The sequence below is a fragment of the Porphyromonas canoris genome (assembly GCF_000765975.1).
GTDB classification, from domain to species: Bacteria; Bacteroidota; Bacteroidia; order Bacteroidales; family Porphyromonadaceae; genus Porphyromonas_A; species Porphyromonas_A canoris.
In genome coordinates this window covers 31,474-48,433 of the sequence record NZ_JQZX01000008.1, presented here as the reverse complement: position 1 = coordinate 48,433, position 16,960 = coordinate 31,474, and the positions used below count along the sequence as shown (strand labels likewise).

Here is a 16,960-nt window from a genome sequence, read left to right as displayed (position 1 = left end):
GTATTTATGTAAGACCTGTTTTTAGAAGTTGATGCGCAAACCTGTTGCCCAAGTACGACCGAAACCGAAGTAAACAAGCGATGTCTTCATGTCGTGCTTCTTTCCGTCGCGTGCATCTGCTATATACTCTACGTTTGTAGCGTTATCCACATTCATGTAGAGAGTAGCATTTAGAGAGCCGATGTTGAATTTGTAGTTTGCTCCGAGATCCAATGTGTAGTAGTTTGGAAGCTGCCAAGCATCTACCTTGTCGCTCTCCTTTGTTCTGTTTGTCGGATCAAAGTCTGCAAAGTTCTTTCCGGCATAGTTCAAGTTACCATATATACGGAAGTTCTTGAACACTTCATAAGAAGAGCTTAGAGAAGCCGTAACCTGTGCAGAGTTTCCTACGTGTACACCTGCGATGAAGGCTTGTATCTCAGCTATCTTTTGTTGGCTTTCATTAAAGATGGCTGCATTTACGTCATCTGTCCAGATCCAGTCTCCCACAGAAACCATACCTTTAAGTTCAAATCTCTTTGTCGGTTTGTAGGTAGCTTCAAGCTCTACCCCCATGTGTCTTGCATTAAGACCTGTAATGTTGGCAAGCTCATTGTTTCCGATTCTGCGAGTAATACCTTTATCCATCCACTTGGTGTAGTAAGCATTGACATCCACCTTCAATACTTCGCTGATGAAGCCGTAACCGACCTCGCCGGTAAGTACTCTTTCATACTTCGCTCCGGTGTTGATTTCTGTATTGTAGTTGAAGAATACACTGCGGAAATAAGGTGCACGGGTAAAGTAACCGGCATTCACGAAGAAGTTGTTTTGGTTGTTCAGCTTATAGCTCAAACCACTCTTCACGCTCCATGGAAGATAGCTTGCCCATTCGGAAACATATCTGCTCTGACCTTCAGCCAAAGGAGCTTTTTCGTTTGTACCGCCAAGGTTCACATATCTGTAGGCCTGGTTGGAAAGAGAAGCAGAGACAAAACCATTGAGTTTCTCGCTCTTTGCTTCTGCTTGAGCAAATATACCGTTCCAAAGAACCTCACCAATGTTATCGTACTCTATTCTATCGCCCACCTTCAAAGGTTGATTAGGCTTGTGATACATCAGCTTCTTCGCACTTGTTTGAGGCTCTACATAGTAGTCTCCACCAAGAAGATTTTCTATCTGTTCGTAGTGCAAACCTTGATAGAATCTGGCATCATATCCGGCTGTAAGAGATAGAGCATCCGAAAGTTTATGGTTAAAAGAAGATAGGATACCGTACCAGTTGTGAGAGTTCATTGCATTGGAGAAGATCGCTTTGGAACCATTGTCCGAAGCTCTGTTTTCTCTCATCACGGCATCGAAGTCCAATAGGCCTTCAGGTGTTTGCTTTATCGTAAGCGGATTGCTGGGCTTTCCTGTCGTATTATTTATACCCAACCAGTTTGTACCCTCTGCTCCACGAACACGGCGTCCGCCTCCACGAGCAAGAGAAGCATAGAGAGAAGTAGAGAGCTTGCTCTTAGGACTGATCTCCCAATAGTGGTTGAGCGACATTTGAGGCTTGTGGTAGAAGTTGCGACCATAAGCTCCGCCCACTTCTTGTCCGTTGATGTAGCCGTAACCGATGTTATGACGTGCGCCGAAGCCGCTTTCTCTTATATCTTCTATCGTGTACATCGTTCCTCTTTGGTTGTGCCACTGAGGAGCTCCGAATGCAGTAAACGAAAGACGGTGATCTTCGTTGATGATCTTCGAGATATTAACGAAGTAAGACCATCCTTGGAAAGCAGTACCTCTTACATATCCGTCGCCCGAAGTGCGAGCACCGGCAAGCGATACAGCCCAGCCGTTATCCATAAGACCTGTGGATACATTGAACGCCATCTTGTTGTATCCGTCGTTACCGATACCGGTATAGAAAGATCCGCCCTTCTTGGCATCCGTGCTCTTGGTAACCATGTTCATGGTACCTCCGACAGAGGAGAGACCGAGCTTGGAAGCACCAAGTCCGCGTTGAATCTGAATGAAGCTTGACACATCGGACAGACCTGCCCAGTTGGACCAGTACACTTTTCCGCTCTCCATATCGTTGATGGGCACACCATTGATAAGGATACCGAGGTTGTTACTATCGAAACCGCGCATATTGATACGAGAGTCTCCGAAACCGCCACCGCCTTTGGTTACATAAACAGAAGGAGTCTGCTTAAGAAGTTCAGGGAACTCGATGTTAGGAGCTTTCGTCTCAATCATATCAATACTAACGTTAGAAACCGGAACGGGAGTGATACGATCTTTAGGAATGATGGATGCGATAACCACAACATCCTCGATACCTCTAACGTCTTCTTCCATATAGACGGCACCAAGATCCACTGAAGGACCTCTGCCAATCTTTACTTTTTTGTCCAGGTAACCCATATATCTGAACAGAAGCGTACTGTTTTCAGGCACGCTTAGCGTAAACTCGCCTTGGCGATTGGAAATACTTCCTGTCGAACCGACAGATACTCTTACTCCTCCAAGAGGATTATCTGTCCCTTTCTCCAATACTTTCCCCTTCACGTTCACCTGCGCAGTGGCTGCCATAGTGCTCAAAGTGAAAAGAATAAGAGCAAATAGAAATGAGATTCTCAATTTCATAGGATTCAATGTTGTTTATAAAGTGATACTTATTTCTTCTTTTATGTACAGTTTAGCCTGATTTCAAACACATTCTCACCACAAATTTACAAAAACTTTACGAGGAAAAGATTAAGAACCGGTTAAGAAATAGACTTAAAACAAGGGAATTAACAGATGTAATGGTCTCGTTTGTATAGCTTTTATTCGGATTTCTCTTCCGGGTTCAATACCTGTTGCAGCTCTCGCCAAAAGAGAGGATAGCTTTTGTTTACCACCGAAGGATCGTCCACGGCAATCTCATAACCCATTGCGGAAGCCACTGTAAACGACATCGCTATGCGATGATCGTTGTGGCTGTTAAGGTTTAGAGTCTCTTGAGGAAGAGTAGGTTCTCCTCCTCGGAAAAGTATGGAAGAGGCTGTCAGTTCGACATCCAATCCAAAGAGACAAAGCCCCTCTTTCACTGCAACAAGCCGGTTGCTCTCCTTGAGAGGCAGGGTCTCCAGCCCGACCATTCTGTAAGGGATGCCTCTCAGAGCCAGAATAACAGCCATGGTAGGTGCGGCATCCGGCATGATGTGCATATTGAGTCCGTCAAAAGCGGTATGAAAATCCTCCACACAAGGCACTCGGACAATGGTTGTAGAGCCTGACACCTCATCCCTTTCGGCTTTGACGCCGATCAGGCGAAACAGAGCAGCTGCCGAAGCATCCCCTTGCAGAGATGGCAGTGTAAGGTCTTGCAGTTTGAGGTGCGCACCTAAAGGGGAGAGCGCAATGAAAGCAAACCAATAGAGTGCCGAGGACCAGTCCGCCTCTATATCCCTTATACTCACGGGAAGATACCTGCCGGGCAGCACCTTTATCTCTCTGTCCGTATAGCTGCACTCTATCCCGTAGCGTCGCATAAGGGACAAAGTCATGTAAACATAAGTCTTACTCACACTCGAAGCATTCCACTCCACTTCGAGCCCATCGGGCAGATAAGGAGAGATGAGCAGTAGTGCGGAGATAAACTGAGAGCTTCTGCTCTGCGTCAGATCTATCTTTCCGCTCTTGAGCGATGAGGGTCGTACTACGATCCGGTCTCTCTTGTCCTCGCCCTTTTCCCAGGCGACCTCTCCACCCAGCCGGTTCAGTGCCACCAGCAGTTCGTCCATAGGTCTCTGCATCAACCTCTCCGTGCCGGATATTACCACGCAACGCTTCGTTGCAAGAGCAGCATAAGCGACAACAAAACGGAGAGCAGAGCCACAGTCTTCCACATCCACATGGATCGTCTCTTCGGTCGATGGAGATGAAACGAGCGCAACAACTGCCCTGCTCAGCACCAGAATATCGTTCGGATAGTAGCTCCCTCTCTCCTGCAAAGCCTTGACAGAAAGAGGCAAGAGAGCGTCTTGCCTACTTCCCAATGCCTCTATGATCAGAAGACGATTGTAGATGCTTTTGGAAAGCGGAAGCTGTATGCTCTGTCCCGAAGCGGAAGAGAATGGAGGTGAGAGGATTATAGGTTGCATGCTATTACTTTTGTACTCAAAGATACGAGATAAATACGTATCTTTGTGATGTTTTATAAGATATTCCCAATATTTATGCAGAAACAATTCGGACTGCTTATACTCAACACCGGGACACCGGACAGCCATTCCACAAAAGATGTATCAAGGTTTCTGTACGAATTTCTTACCGATCCTCGCATCATCACTCTTGCTTCTCCCTGGCGAGAGATCATCGTTCGCTGTCTGATTGTCCCATTTCGAGGATACCGCTCCGCTCGCAAGTATCGTGCCATCTGGAGAGAAGAGGGATCGCCTCTTTTGGTGAACGCCAAGGCTTTGGCTCACTCCTTGGAAGCCTCTTTGGCTATTCCGGCAGAGGTCGGAATGCGGTATGGCAATCCGTCCATCCGCTCCGGCATAAAGACTCTGCTTGACAGAGGAGTGAATCACATCGTGGCTCTACCGCTTTTCCCTCACTATGCGATGAGCAGCTACGAGACAGCGGTAGAGTGTTTCAAACAGAATGCAAAGGATCTCGGCGTGGAGTGTTCGGTAATACCGCCCTACTACAACCATCCGGCATATCTTTCTGCCATGAGTGATCAGATCCATGCGCACCTTCCGAAAGATGCCCATCTGCTCATCTCATACCACGGCATACCGCTTGCCCATGTCGATATGTACAGAGGCATAAAGGAGAAAGACTATGAGTACCAGTGCAAAGAGCAGCACAGACTTCTGCTCGAACACACTTCGCTCCCGGCTTCTCAGGTAGAAGTGAGCTTCCAAAGCAGGCTCGGACACACACGCTGGCTCTCTCCTTACACGGCAGAAAGGCTGAAGCAGCTTCCTGCGGAAGGCATAAAGAAGGTTGCCGTAATCTGTCCGTCTTTCGTGCAAGACTGCCTGGAAACGCTCGAAGAGATCGAAGTGGAGGGCAGAGAGCTCTTTTTGAACTCCGGAGGAGAAGAGTTTTGCTTCATCCCCTGCCTTAACAGGCGCACAGACTATCTGCATGAAATAATTTGTCCATACATCACAACCCATCATGAAAATAGGAATACTCACCTCCGGAGGAGACTGTCCGGGTATCAATGCAACCATAAGAGGAGTAGGGCGTACAGCGATACTCCACTACAATATGGAGGTCGTCGGAATCCGGAAAGGCTTTTCGGGGCTTCTTGAAAACGACTACACCATAATGGATGAAGTGGCTCTGAGCGGCCTCTTGTACAAAGGAGGCACCATCTTGGGCACATCCAGAGAGAAGCCGTTCAGAAAAAGGCTCTTTTCCGATGAGGATCTTCCGCGCAAACTGAAGCAACACTACGACGACCTGGGTCTCGACTGCCTTGTGGCCATAGGCGGAAACGGCACCATGAAAACGGCTGCAAAGATGCGGGCGCTGGGGATCAATGTCGTGGGGATACCCAAAACGATAGACAACGATATATGGGGCACGGAGGTTACTTTCGGCTTCGATACCGCCGTGGCAACCGCAACAGAGTGCATAGACAGGCTGCATACCACGGCAGAGAGCCACAGACGGGTGATGGTGGTAGAGGTGATGGGGCACAAAGCCGGATGGATTGCCCTGCACTCCGGAATGGCAGGAGGCGCCCACGTGATACTGATCCCGGAGCTGGGTTATAACCCCGACAAAGTGATAGAAGCCATAAACAGACGGATGAACAAAGGCAAGCTCCACTCCATCGTTGTGGTGGCAGAAGGCGTGAAGAGCCTCGGCGGAGAGAAAGAGCGTCCGGCATTCTACCTCTCAAAATATATAGAAGAGCATTCGGACTTGGTCTGTCGGGAGACCGTCTTGGGACACATACAGCGAGGAGGATCGCCTACCGCTGCAGACCGTAACCTCGCCACGCTTCTGGGCGGATACGCCACAGAGCTGATCTCCAACAGGATTTTCGGAGTGATGGTGGCTGTTGTAAACGGACAGATGACCCACCTGCCTCTCGAAGAGGTTGCGGGCAAACTGAAGATGGTACGTGAAGACAATCCTTTGGTCATACAGGGGAAAAAACTGGGGATCTCTTTCGGGACGGAAGATTGACCTTTTTGCCCTCCGATCGGGAGTTCATTTTTATATATTCCATCCCAAAAAAAAGCTCTCTTTTTTCTCGCTCTCTATTTTGATCGGAGGGGGCGTTTTCAGAGTACGGCGGAACTGTTAAATTCGCTTCATTTTATTAACACAATTTTCGATACCCGTTTACCCAAAACGCTAAACGAGCATATTTTGTCGGCTTAACGTGTTTAATTTTTCAATGAACACATTTACCGATTTCATTAAACACGTTTACCGGATTCGATTAACGTGTTTAGAAATTTTGCTTATAGCGCTGACAATTAACACTTTGCGCATTTTGCCCCCTTTTTTGCTGTTTTTGGGCACAAAATTGCATTAGGATTTGTTTACAGACGACAGTGTTAAAATTCACACCTATTAACGCGAAAACGGGCCCTGAAACCGACCGGGAGATAAAAATTTCCGAAATCAAAGAAATCCATAACAGACTATCAGACAGAAAATTGAGAGAATCTCTCATTTTTGTCATCCGATTTAGATTGGAGAAATAATTCTTCTTATGCCTTTTCTCCAACTCCATTTTTATATAAAAAGACACGCCGGTAACAGCCTCCGAAAGCGACCATTTTGCCCTCTCAGGCAACAAAAAAAGCACTCCCAAAAGGAGTGCTTCTATCTTTTCAAGTGGTCCCACCTGGGCTTGAACCAGGGACCTCCAGATTATGAGTCTGTTGCTCTAACCAACTGAGCTATAGGACCGCAACCTCTTCCCGGTGTATATCCGAGAGTCAATCACTGTGCAAAGGTACTACTTTTTTCGATTTCTGCAATAGATGATCCTATATTTAGAGAAAAAGGGAAAGCAAAACGGAGCGAATCATATCGCTCCGTTTTCTATCATCAGTACTATCGTCTCTATCGCTCTATCTTCTCCATCGGGTTGGTAATCCGCCTTGAGAGAAGCTCCGAACATCTTCGCGAACAGATTCCAGAACGATGCGGCAAAAGAGCCCAAGTATGCTTCCACCAACTCATAGCTGGTGGAGTCTGTCTCTCTTTTGATTAGCTTTATAAGGATTTTGCCTTGACGCAGTGTGAGCTTCTTCATTTGAGGCTCGAACTGCTTGTACAACTCCTTCTCCATTCGCTTGAGATGCTTCTCACGAGAGCCGTCATCCGGAAGTGTTTCTATGTATTCGTACGTCTCCATTAAAGTGTTGGCGACAATCTTTGCAAAAGGATAAGCCTTTTTGACGTCCCGAACCAGCCTGCTGAATGCTTTCTTTTCTCGCTCGCTCATTCTGGACTTCTGCCCGAAAACATAAACATTGGGAAGGGTATAGCTTGGTAGTCGTTCTCCGCTCGGCATGGTATAGAGTGGAACCAAAGAGCCTTTGAGGGTAGAACTCGCACTGTCCGTTGCTCTGTCTTTAGAGGATGGAGGTTCCGTATTGCAAGCAAGAGCAGAACCAACCGCTCCTGTAAGAGTAAACAGGAACGCAAGGGAGAGCCTTAATGTGGTCTTGAAAACCTTATGTATTGATTCTTTTACTAACATGACAAAAACGCAATATCTTTCTCCATCACAAAGATATGCTTTCTCTTCTCATCTGATGCCGTTTTAACGCAGATTATCTTTAATCTCTACTTATTGATGGTCTTGAAAAAGTGTTGTAACACAACCGGAAAGAGTCTCTTTCGCCAACAGCGTGTCGTCTCTATCGCTCTGCTTCTTCCCACTCCTGCGGCTGCTTTCCCTGAAGAGAAAGGAAAGGGGACAACAATCTCGGAATGAGCAAGAAGCAAGACGGGATCAAGGCAGAAGGGCGATCCTCTTTCGGAAAATACGAGAACAGCAACTCTAAGAAAGCCATCCGAGAACAAAACATTTCTCTGTCATCCTATATACTTATCATCATCTAAAAAAAGCATAGAGCATGGCTCATAAAGAGAAATGACCATGCTCTATGCCTTAGTGACAAGGCTGTTCCAGCCTCCTTTCTATTAACAGCTATTTGCTTTTAGACCCCTTCCGAAGAGGCTTGAGAGCGCATCATCTTCTTCCACCTTGACAGTCCGATAATAGCCATAACGGTATAAACAAGGAAGAAAAGCCCCATAATGGTGTAGCTGAGAGAGAGGAAAATGTAGGTGTACAAGAGATTTGAAAGAATCCATGCGTACCAGTTTTCCAAATATTTATGAGCAAGAAGCCACATACCTACCATGCTTGCAGATGTGGCAATAGCGTCAAGAAGAGGACTGGAATTAAATGTAACATACTCGAATATGGGGTACAATGCTCCGGCAATCACTATCGTTATGCCCAGTACAGCCATAAGAGTCTTGCGAGAAAGTCGTCTCACCTGTGTCTCGACCGGCCCTTCCTCCCGATGTTTGAACCACTGAATCCAGCCGTAAATACAAGCCAAAAGATAGTAAATGTTTACAGCCATATTCCCATACACTCCTCCTGTATAAGAGATGTAGATAAAAAGAAGCGGAGTAATGATACCAACGGGCCACAACCAGATGGATGCACGAATCTCAAGAAAGACATAAATGAGCCCGAAAACAGCAGCCAGCAATTCGAGAGATGCCTGAGAGAAAGGGAAGTCCATATTCTATCTGTTTACATTTATATAATATACTCGTGTGCTTAAAAAGTTACTTTAAGGGTAGACATAATGTGTCTGCCGGCTTGTGGAAAGTAACGAAGATCGGCATAATAGCTCTCATTGCCATCTTTGCCTATGATCTTTCCTGCATCATACACATATCCGGTCGGAGAGTATGAAGCATTGAGCAGATTGTTGGCTTGCAAAGAGATGGTCGCTTCTGCAGATGAGAGCAGAGGGAAAGTGTATGAAAGCTGTGCGGAAAGTGTCGTAAATCCGGCAATGTAGCGATCCCTCGACCCGGTATTATCGAGATACTGCCCTCCCTGTCCGTGAGCAGAAAATGCTCCATACCAGCCCTTATTGTGAAGGGCAAGGGTCTGATTCCAGATGTGTCCGGGACTGTTGGCTATCGGAGTATTGGCAAACTTCTCCACAACAGTCTTCGAAAAGTTCCAATCAGCATCGTAAACGGCATGTGTATGCTCGTAAGACTTGAGGATGTTACGGCTCAACATGAGGTTCCCACTATATGTCAGCCATGAAACCGGACGATATTCCAATGCCATCTCGACACCCATGCGGTAGCTTTCGGGGATGTTGATCAGAAGTACATCACCCACATCGCTCAGTCTGCCATCGGGTACAAGCTGATCGGTATAGTCCATGAAGTAACCGTTGATCTCTGCTGTCAGCTTTTGAGAACGGAAGGTGTAACCCAGCTCATAGTCGATCATCTTTTCCCTCTTAGGATAGATCACTTTGCCTTGAGAGTCTCTCCTTGGGCTCTCGATGTATGCCTTTCTGTTCGGTTCACGTGCAGCCGTCGAGATAGATGCGTAGAGACGATGACCCGAAGCCGGCGTCCATGTAACACCATACTTAGGCAAGAAGAATGTATGTCTCGGATGCACATCAAGGATATCCATTGCTCCGGTTATACCGTTGTACTTGTCGGAAACACCATCCATGTTGTATCTGATGTGGCGAAGCATCAAGTCTCCATAAATAGTAAGGTTGCTCGATACATTCCACTCGTCTCTTATATAGACGGAGAGGTCTGTCTTTGTTGCCTTATTATTATAGTATGGATGATTTGGAGCAACCTCCACGGGATAATCTCTTACATAAGGAACAAATCCGAAGTGCTTTCCAACATAATGATTAGCAGCCATTCCAATAGATGTAGTATTGCTACTGCTCTTACTTTCCATGTTGAAGATAGCACCGTAAAAGTGATTGTCCAACCATTTCTCACGGATAAGATCTCTTCTTTTTACCTTTTCGCCGTTGGATTCAAAGGTCGGTAGTCCGAACTCTACGAGCTTCCTCTTGGTACGATACTCGTTGATATAACCTTTTCCTCTGGTATAGTGAAGAGTGAGCTGCGTTTTAAGAGTACGGCTCCAATGGTTGGTTGCAATGAAATGAGTGTGGTGCTGCTTGTAGTTGTCCGCACTTGGATAGAAGTTTGATGCATCTTTGCTTGCACCTTCAAAAGGAGGCATTATGCCGGCGTTATTGTATCTCGGTCCGAGCTTATCCCATTGTTCCTTTGAGATACCATTCCATGCGATACCCGTTTTTTCACTTCCGCCAAAATGGATGAGGCGATAGACAGAGTTGTCCCCATAGTAGGCAGCTTGGAGCTGATAGCTGTCGAGATTGACAAATGCCCGGTCTACAAAACCATCGCTCTTGGCTTTGGAAAGACGTATGGAAGCGGCAACCCGGTTGTTCAAAATGCGTCCGGTGCGTGCTCCGAAGTGAGTCATGAAGGTGTTGAACGCACCATACGTAAGCTGTGCATCCCCTCCCGGAGCGAGTGTAAGGTCTTCGCTCTGCATGTTGATCGCTCCTCCGAATGCTCCTGCACTGTGAGTGGAAACACCTGCTCCACGTATAATCTGTACATTTTTAAGAGACGAGACAAAGTTGGGCATATTGACCCAAAAGACCGAATGGCTCTCGCTGTCGTTCACAGGCACACCATTGGCGTTGATATTGATGCGAGAAGCATCTATTCCTCTAAGTGAAAGAGAGGTGTAACCCAATCCGCTACCGGCATCCGATGTGAATGTAAGAGAAGTAGCACCGGACAAAAGAGCCGGCATATCTTGTGAGAAGTTTTTGGATTTAAGTTTGGAGCCTGCTATTTCTTGAACAGTCATTGGTGTTTTTGCCGTAGCTCGTACCCCTATTACCATAACCGAATCTAATAAAGAATAGGTACGGACATTTTTCTGAGCCATTGTGGCTACAGAAAATATCGGAGCAGAGGCAACAGCTAAAGACAAGATGAATTTTTTCATGGCTTGCTATAATAATGAATATAAATAATGTTGATATGAAACGATTAGGAGAGTTCCCAAAGTAGAGCAAGCCAAAGAAATAGATCTACGTGCTTTTCCTGCAATGGCATTACCCATACAGGTCAACTTGTGAGGGTCTGATCTCAGCCACAACTCTTCTATTGTAAGCACCCCTAAGCATCTTTCGGTTGGCTTTTAGATTATTAAATCTATTTTACACCTTCCAAGCTGCGAAGTTAAGCAATGTTCACGATATGCGCAAGAAGCTATAAAACGAGAATTTCAATGCAAAAACAGTCCGAATTGCAATGTTCAATGCACAATTTGAACATAAAATGTATCGTGGTAAGAAATAAATACCTAACTTTGGGGATGACTATCGGAAGTAAGAGAAGACAGTGGAAATATTTTTTAGGATACATAAGACTCTTGTAGGTCAATATGGACCAACAAGGACTCGTCGAGGACTATTGGATGAGATAGATCTCTCCGCCAGATTGGTAGGCATACGTGGAGCAAGAGGTGTAGGCAAAACCACCCTGCTGCTTCAGATTGCAGAACTATACCATAGCGAGGAAAGCCGAGAGTGTCTGTATGTAAACCTGAACCACCTCTACTTCGCAGATAGAACGATATTGGACTTCGGCAGGGAGTTCTATGCAGCCGGGGGAAAGAGATTGCTCTTAGATCAGGTGTTCAAATACCCGACATGGGCAGAGGAGATACGGATGCTTCTGGATCAATGTCCTGAACTTTCTATCGTCTTTACCACTTCAGCGGTAACTCCATCCCTGACAGAGATCGAACCCATAAGCAGTCTGGTTCAAGAGTATCAGCTGCAGGGATTTTCGTTCCGGGAGTTCATCAATGCACGAACAGGCAAAGCGTTGCCTCGTATCACGTTGGAGGATCTGTTTCTTCACCATGAAGATATAGCTCCGAAGATTTTGGAAGGAGTCAATGTTCCGGAATTTTATAACGATTATTTGAAGAGAGGCTATTACCCTTCCACAAAAGATGGACAACAGTATTACGAACAGATCGTAAAAGCGTTGAATATGAGCCTGGAGGTAGATGTGATATATTTGGCTCAGGTAGACCCTTCGTACTTGGGGAAACTACGTAAACTGGCTTATATTCTCACAACCCAAGGAGGACAGGTGCCTAATATCTCTCTGTTGAGTAATGAGATCGGGACTTCTCGTGCAACACTGCTCAACTATATCCTTGACCTTTCTCGCGCAGGCATCATTCACCTCGTTCGGAAGCAGGGAGAGGAAAACAGCAGTAAGAAAATGGGGCAGGTATTTGCTTATAACACTAATCTGTTACAAGTGTTATATCCTCACATTCCATCCAGAGAGATGGAACGTCTTGTCTTTTTGCTATCTCATCTTACTCCTCACTATAAAGTGGCAACTCCCATAAGGAAGATGTCTGCCGATATTATAGTGGAAGACAAAATACAGGTGAGCGTCAAAGAGACGGGAAAGATACGAAAGAAGCAAAACATCACCTATGCCGTAGATCACCTTAGTGTAGGAAGAGGGAATGAGATTCCTACATGGCTGTTCGGATTTCTCTATTGAGAATTTTGGCTGAGGAGATGCGGAGATAACATTGTATTACTATACACATCAAACAAAGAGTAGAAGGCGACAACTTCTACCGAAACAACAACATTTTCGGACGGGGCTGCAAGAAGACTCTGTCCGGAAAAAAGGTAAAGCGGAATATTATCAACTCCACAAAACGGAGATTAGTTAGAAACTTATTTTATGGAAAGAAAAAAAACTTATCTCACTTGTGATGGGAACCAAGCAGCTGCGCACATCTCTTATATGTTTAGCGAGGTTGCTGCCATCTATCCTATCACTCCATCCTCTACTATGGCAGAGTATGTAGATGAGTGGGCGGCAATGGGCCGTAAGAACATGTTTGGCGAAGTTGTAAGAGTACAGGAAATGCAGAGCGAGGCAGGAGCGGCAGGTGCCCTTCATGGTTCACTCCAGGCAGGCGCTCTTACCACTACATATACAGCATCGCAAGGTCTTCTATTGATGCTTCCCAATATGTACAAGATAGCAGGGCAGTTGCTTCCTACGGTATTTCACGTATCGGCAAGAGCATTGGCAGCACAGGCACTCTCTATCTTTGGGGACCATCAAGACGTCATGTCTGCACGTCAGACCGGTTTTGCAATGCTTTCGACAGGTAGCGTACAAGAGGTTATGGACCTTGCCGGAGTAGCACACTTGGCAACACTCAAGACACGCATACCATTCATCCACTTCTTCGACGGCTTCCGCACCTCTCACGAGATACAGAAGATAGAAGCTCTGAATACCGAAGACTTGGCTCCTCTTGTAGATCAAGACGCGTTGGCTGCATTCCGTCGCAATGCTCTCGATCCGCATCATCCGGTAGCCCGTGGTACGGCTCAAAACCCGGACATCTACTTCCAAACGAGAGAAGCATCAAATCGTTTCTATGAAGTTGTTCCTGAAGTGGTGCAAGAGTACATGGATAAGATTGCAGAAATCACAGGTCGCCACTACAAGCTGTTCGACTATTACGGAGATCCCGAAGCCGAGCATGTGATCATCGCCATGGGTTCTGTAACGGAAGCGATCCGTGAAACAATAGATTATCTTGCCACTCAAGGTCGCAAGGTAGGTCTCATAAGCGTACACTTGTACAGACCATTCTCTGCAAAGCACTTCCTTGCGGCTCTTCCTGCAAACGTTAAGCGCATTGCAGTATTGGATCGCACAAAAGAGCATGGAGCAACAGGCGAACCGCTTTATCTGGACGTAAAAGATTGTCTTTATGGTAAAGAAAACGCTCCTCTTGTTGTGGGCGGTCGTTATGGTCTTTCTTCCAAAGATACCACTCCGAATCAGATCCTTGCCGTGTATGACAACCTTGCGATGAATGAGCCTAAGAATCATTTCACCGTAGGTATCGTGGACGATGTTACATTTACTTCTCTTCGAGTGGAAGACGATTTGGACTTCTCCACAGGTCTGTTTGAAGCCAAGTTCTACGGACTTGGAGCCGATGGTACGGTAGGCGCAAACAAAAACTCCGTGAAGATCATCGGAGACAATACAGATAAATATTGTCAGGCTTACTTCTCTTACGACTCCAAGAAGAGTGGTGGTTTCACCTGTTCTCACCTCCGTTTCGGAGACACGCCTATCCGCTCTACCTATTTGGTTAATACGCCGGACTTCCTGGCTTGTCACGTACCCGCATACCTTCGTCTATATGATATAACAAAGGGTCTTAAGAGAAATGGAACATTCCTTCTCAACTCTATCTGGGGATTGGATGAGGTAGAAGAGCATCTTCCTAACCGTGTCAAGAGATGTCTTGCCAAGAACAACGTGGCATTCTATATGATCAACGCGACCAAGATTGCACAGGAAATCGGATTGGGCAACCGCACCAACACCATTCTTCAAAGTGCATTCTTCAAGATTGCCAACGTTATTCCTTACGACCTTGCAGTAGAGCAGATGAAGAAGTTCATTGTAAAGAGTTACGGCAAGAAAGGTGAAGACGTCGTGAACAAAAACTTTGCCGCAGTGGATCGTGGAGCCGAAGTGATCAAAGTTCCGGTGAAGCAAGAGTGGGCAAATCTACCGGACGACACAGCAGACAGACACGAAGACGATACAGACTTTGTACACAACATCGTTCGTGTGATCAATGCACAAGAGGGCGACAGCCTGCCTGTATCTGCTTTCCTTGGCCGTGAAGACGGTGTATGGGAACAGGGAACGGCTGCATCCGAAAAGCGTGGAGTAGCTTCTCACGTACCGGAATGGACGGCAGAGAACTGTATCCAGTGTAACCAGTGTGCTTATGTCTGTCCTCACGCAACCATACGTCCGTTCCTTCTTAATGAAGAAGAAGCTGCCAAAGCACCGGCAGGATATAAGACCCTCAAGCCTATCGGCAAGCAGTTCGACGGCTTACAGTTCCGCATTCAAGTGAATGCACTCGACTGTCTTGGCTGTAGCAACTGTGTGGACGTATGTCCGGGCAACAAGAACGGAAAGGCTCTTGCCATGAAGCCTATCGAGAGTCAGCTTGTGGAAGTTCCTCGTTGGGACTTCTCGGTGAAAGAGGTTGCCACCAAGCAGCATCTTGTAGACACTAAAGCGAATGTAAAGAACAGCCAGTTTGCTACACCTCTATTCGAGTTCTCAGGAGCGTGTGCAGGTTGTGGTGAGACCCCGTATGTGAAGTTGCTTACACAGCTATTCGGCGACAGACAGATGATAGCCAACGCTACCGGTTGCTCTTCTATCTACTCCGGCTCGGCACCTTCCACTCCATATACAACCAACGAACAGGGACACGGTCCGGCATGGGCAAACTCTCTGTTTGAAGACAATGCCGAGTTCGGTCTCGGTATGCACATCGCAACCGAAACCATTCGCAAGAGACTTGTAGAGCTGGCTCAAGAAGCACAAGAGTGCAGCTGCTGCTCTGCCGAGCTCAAATCTCTTCTTAACGAATGGGTAGAAAAACGCAACAATGCTGCGGATGCAAAAGAGTTGGGAGACAAGATCCTGCCTTTGGCAAAAGCGTGCGACTGCCACGTTTGTACCGAAATAGTGAAGAACTCATCTCACCTCTACAAACGTTCTCAATGGATCATCGGTGGAGACGGATGGGCTTATGACATCGGCTTCGGCGGTCTCGACCACGTGATAGCAAGTGGAGAGAATGTAAACATCCTTATCCTCGACACAGAGGTGTACTCCAACACCGGAGGTCAGAGCTCTAAATCCACACCGGTAGGAGCTATTGCGAAGTTTGCCGCAGCAGGAAAGCGTGTCCGCAAAAAAGATCTCGGACTCATGGCTACCACTTACGGCTATGTTTATGTAGCTCAAATCTCCATGGGAGCAAACCAGGCACAAACCTTGAAAGCCCTACGCGAAGCGGAAGCTTATAATGGTCCTTCCATCGTGATAGCGTATAGCCCATGTATCTCTCACGGGTTGAAAGCAGGTATGGGTAAGACTCAAGACGAAGGCAAGAGAGCGGTAGAGTGCGGATACTGGCACTTGTGGAGATTCAATCCGGAGCTGGAAGCAGAAGGCAAGAACCCATTCACGCTCGACTCCAAAGAGCCAAACTGGGATCTCTTCCAAGACTTCCTCAAAGGCGAGGTGCGTTATCTCTCTCTTCAAAAGCAGTATCCTGCAGAAGCGGCAGAGCTGTTTGCCGCAGCACAAGAGAATGCTTTGTGGAGATACAACAACTACAAGAGACTTGCCAACACCGTTTGGGAAGCACCCGAAGCTTCTAAAGAGGCATAACCGATAAAGCGATCATTTATTACATACACTCTATGCGGTGCTGTGGGATGGTAAACCGATTCTCACAGCACCGCTTTCCTTTTTTCAAGCATAACGAGCGGCGGTTTTCTTCTCGCTTTTCAGCCCCCTTTAGGAATATCACAAAAGCTCTTTCCGAATATTCCGATGACGAAAATTATCTGCCAAAATCAAGGCTTAAAGAGGGAGTTTTTATATAAAAGTGAAATGGCAGTTTGAAGCTCAAATCGCCCAAGTCCGATTAGAGAATTTTGTCAAGAAAAAGAGCCAAAAACCATAACAACCTGTCCGATAAGCAACTACAAAAATCTCGATTCTCGGAAATTTTCTCCTCTCGGTCGGTTTCAAGCCCCGTTTTCGAGTTAATAAACTCAAAATTTGAGACACAAAGCCGCAAATATTTCTTAATGAGAAAAATCAGCAAAAAACCTGCTTTTTAGCCCCTAAAAAGATAAAACCCTCATGAACAACAGATTAAGAAAATTTCTAAACACGTTAATTGAATCCGGTAAACGTATTA

Annotated in this window: 11 protein-coding genes and 1 tRNA gene; 6 read left to right on the top strand and 6 right to left on the bottom strand. The window is 46.4% G+C overall.

The features are described from left to right. Nucleotides 1-21: 21 nt before the first annotated feature. A complete protein-coding gene (locus tag HQ29_RS03190; protein ID WP_036867512.1) occupies nucleotides 22-2,622 on the bottom strand; it encodes a TonB-dependent receptor in 2,601 nt (866 codons plus the stop codon). Nucleotides 2,623-2,804: 182 nt separating this feature from the next. Next, nucleotides 2,805-4,124, bottom strand: a complete 1,320-nt coding sequence (locus HQ29_RS03185) for a 3-phosphoshikimate 1-carboxyvinyltransferase (protein ID WP_036867510.1) — start codon at nucleotides 4,122-4,124, stop codon at nucleotides 2,805-2,807. 75 nt (nucleotides 4,125-4,199) lie between these two features. Between HQ29_RS03185 and hemH the strand changes: the two genes are divergently transcribed. Continuing rightward, nucleotides 4,200-5,291: a ferrochelatase gene (gene hemH, locus HQ29_RS10495; protein ID WP_161781554.1), complete on the top strand. Its 1,092-nt coding sequence runs from the start codon at nucleotides 4,200-4,202 to the stop codon at nucleotides 5,289-5,291. Next, nucleotides 5,197-6,177, top strand: a complete 981-nt coding sequence (locus tag HQ29_RS03175; RefSeq protein WP_235318022.1) for an ATP-dependent 6-phosphofructokinase — start codon at nucleotides 5,197-5,199, stop codon at nucleotides 6,175-6,177. The genes hemH and HQ29_RS03175 overlap by 95 nt, the downstream gene beginning before the upstream one ends. A 661-nt stretch (nucleotides 6,178-6,838) precedes the next feature. On the opposite strand, the gene HQ29_RS03165 is transcribed toward HQ29_RS03175, so the two are convergent. Both HQ29_RS03165 and HQ29_RS03160 read right to left on the bottom strand, forming a co-directional pair. After that, nucleotides 6,839-6,912, bottom strand: a tRNA-Ile gene (locus HQ29_RS03165). Between the two features lie 118 nt (nucleotides 6,913-7,030). Then, nucleotides 7,031-7,711: a DUF4294 domain-containing protein gene (locus HQ29_RS03160; protein ID WP_235300044.1), complete on the bottom strand. Its 681-nt coding sequence runs from the start codon at nucleotides 7,709-7,711 to the stop codon at nucleotides 7,031-7,033. 96 nt (nucleotides 7,712-7,807) lie between these two features. On the opposite strand from HQ29_RS03160, the gene HQ29_RS10395 reads away from it, so the two are divergent. Beyond that, nucleotides 7,808-7,948 carry a hypothetical protein gene (locus tag HQ29_RS10395; protein ID WP_161781553.1) on the top strand — a complete coding sequence of 47 codons (141 nt, stop codon included), beginning with the start codon at nucleotides 7,808-7,810 and terminating at the stop codon, nucleotides 7,946-7,948. Further along, nucleotides 7,945-8,076: a hypothetical protein gene (locus HQ29_RS10575; protein ID WP_262501419.1), complete on the top strand. Its 132-nt coding sequence runs from the start codon at nucleotides 7,945-7,947 to the stop codon at nucleotides 8,074-8,076. The genes HQ29_RS10395 and HQ29_RS10575 overlap by 4 nt, the downstream gene beginning before the upstream one ends. A gap of 98 nt (nucleotides 8,077-8,174) precedes the next feature. Here the strand turns inward: HQ29_RS10575 and pnuC are convergent, their stop codons facing one another. Both pnuC and HQ29_RS03150 read right to left on the bottom strand, forming a co-directional pair. Further along, nucleotides 8,175-8,774, bottom strand: a complete 600-nt coding sequence (gene pnuC, locus HQ29_RS03155; RefSeq protein WP_036867505.1) for a nicotinamide riboside transporter PnuC — start codon at nucleotides 8,772-8,774, stop codon at nucleotides 8,175-8,177. Nucleotides 8,775-8,812: 38 nt separating this feature from the next. Beyond that, entirely contained in the window at nucleotides 8,813-11,083 is a 2,271-nt protein-coding gene (locus HQ29_RS03150; protein ID WP_036867503.1) for a TonB-dependent receptor, read from the bottom strand. A gap of 398 nt (nucleotides 11,084-11,481) precedes the next feature. Between HQ29_RS03150 and HQ29_RS03145 the strand changes: the two genes are divergently transcribed. Continuing rightward, nucleotides 11,482-12,672 (top strand): AAA family ATPase, encoded by a 1,191-nt coding sequence (locus HQ29_RS03145; RefSeq protein WP_036867501.1) that lies wholly within the window; start codon nucleotides 11,482-11,484, stop codon nucleotides 12,670-12,672. A 189-nt stretch (nucleotides 12,673-12,861) separates the two neighbouring features. After that, the gene (nifJ, locus tag HQ29_RS03140; RefSeq protein ID WP_036867499.1) at nucleotides 12,862-16,422 is read left to right on the top strand and encodes a pyruvate:ferredoxin (flavodoxin) oxidoreductase; all 3,561 of its coding nucleotides are present in this window, start codon (nucleotides 12,862-12,864) and stop codon (nucleotides 16,420-16,422) included. The last annotated feature ends 538 nt before the right edge of the window (nucleotides 16,423-16,960 follow it).

Coding starts and splice junctions, on each gene's coding strand:
- HQ29_RS03190 (WP_036867512.1), bottom strand. CDS start 2,622: ATGAAATTGAGAATCTCATTTCTATTTGCTCTTATTCTTTTCACTTTG.
- HQ29_RS03185 (WP_036867510.1), bottom strand. CDS start 4,124: ATGCAACCTATAATCCTCTCACCTCCATTCTCTTCCGCTTCGGGACAG.
- hemH (WP_161781554.1), top strand. CDS start 4,200: ATGCAGAAACAATTCGGACTGCTTATACTCAACACCGGGACACCGGAC.
- HQ29_RS03160 (WP_235300044.1), bottom strand. CDS start 7,711: ATGTTAGTAAAAGAATCAATACATAAGGTTTTCAAGACCACATTAAGG.
- HQ29_RS10395 (WP_161781553.1), top strand. CDS start 7,808: ATGGTCTTGAAAAAGTGTTGTAACACAACCGGAAAGAGTCTCTTTCGC.
- HQ29_RS10575 (WP_262501419.1), top strand. CDS start 7,945: ATGAGCAAGAAGCAAGACGGGATCAAGGCAGAAGGGCGATCCTCTTTC.
- pnuC (WP_036867505.1), bottom strand. CDS start 8,774: ATGGACTTCCCTTTCTCTCAGGCATCTCTCGAATTGCTGGCTGCTGTT.
- HQ29_RS03150 (WP_036867503.1), bottom strand. CDS start 11,083: ATGAAAAAATTCATCTTGTCTTTAGCTGTTGCCTCTGCTCCGATATTT.
- nifJ (WP_036867499.1), top strand. CDS start 12,862: ATGGAAAGAAAAAAAACTTATCTCACTTGTGATGGGAACCAAGCAGCT.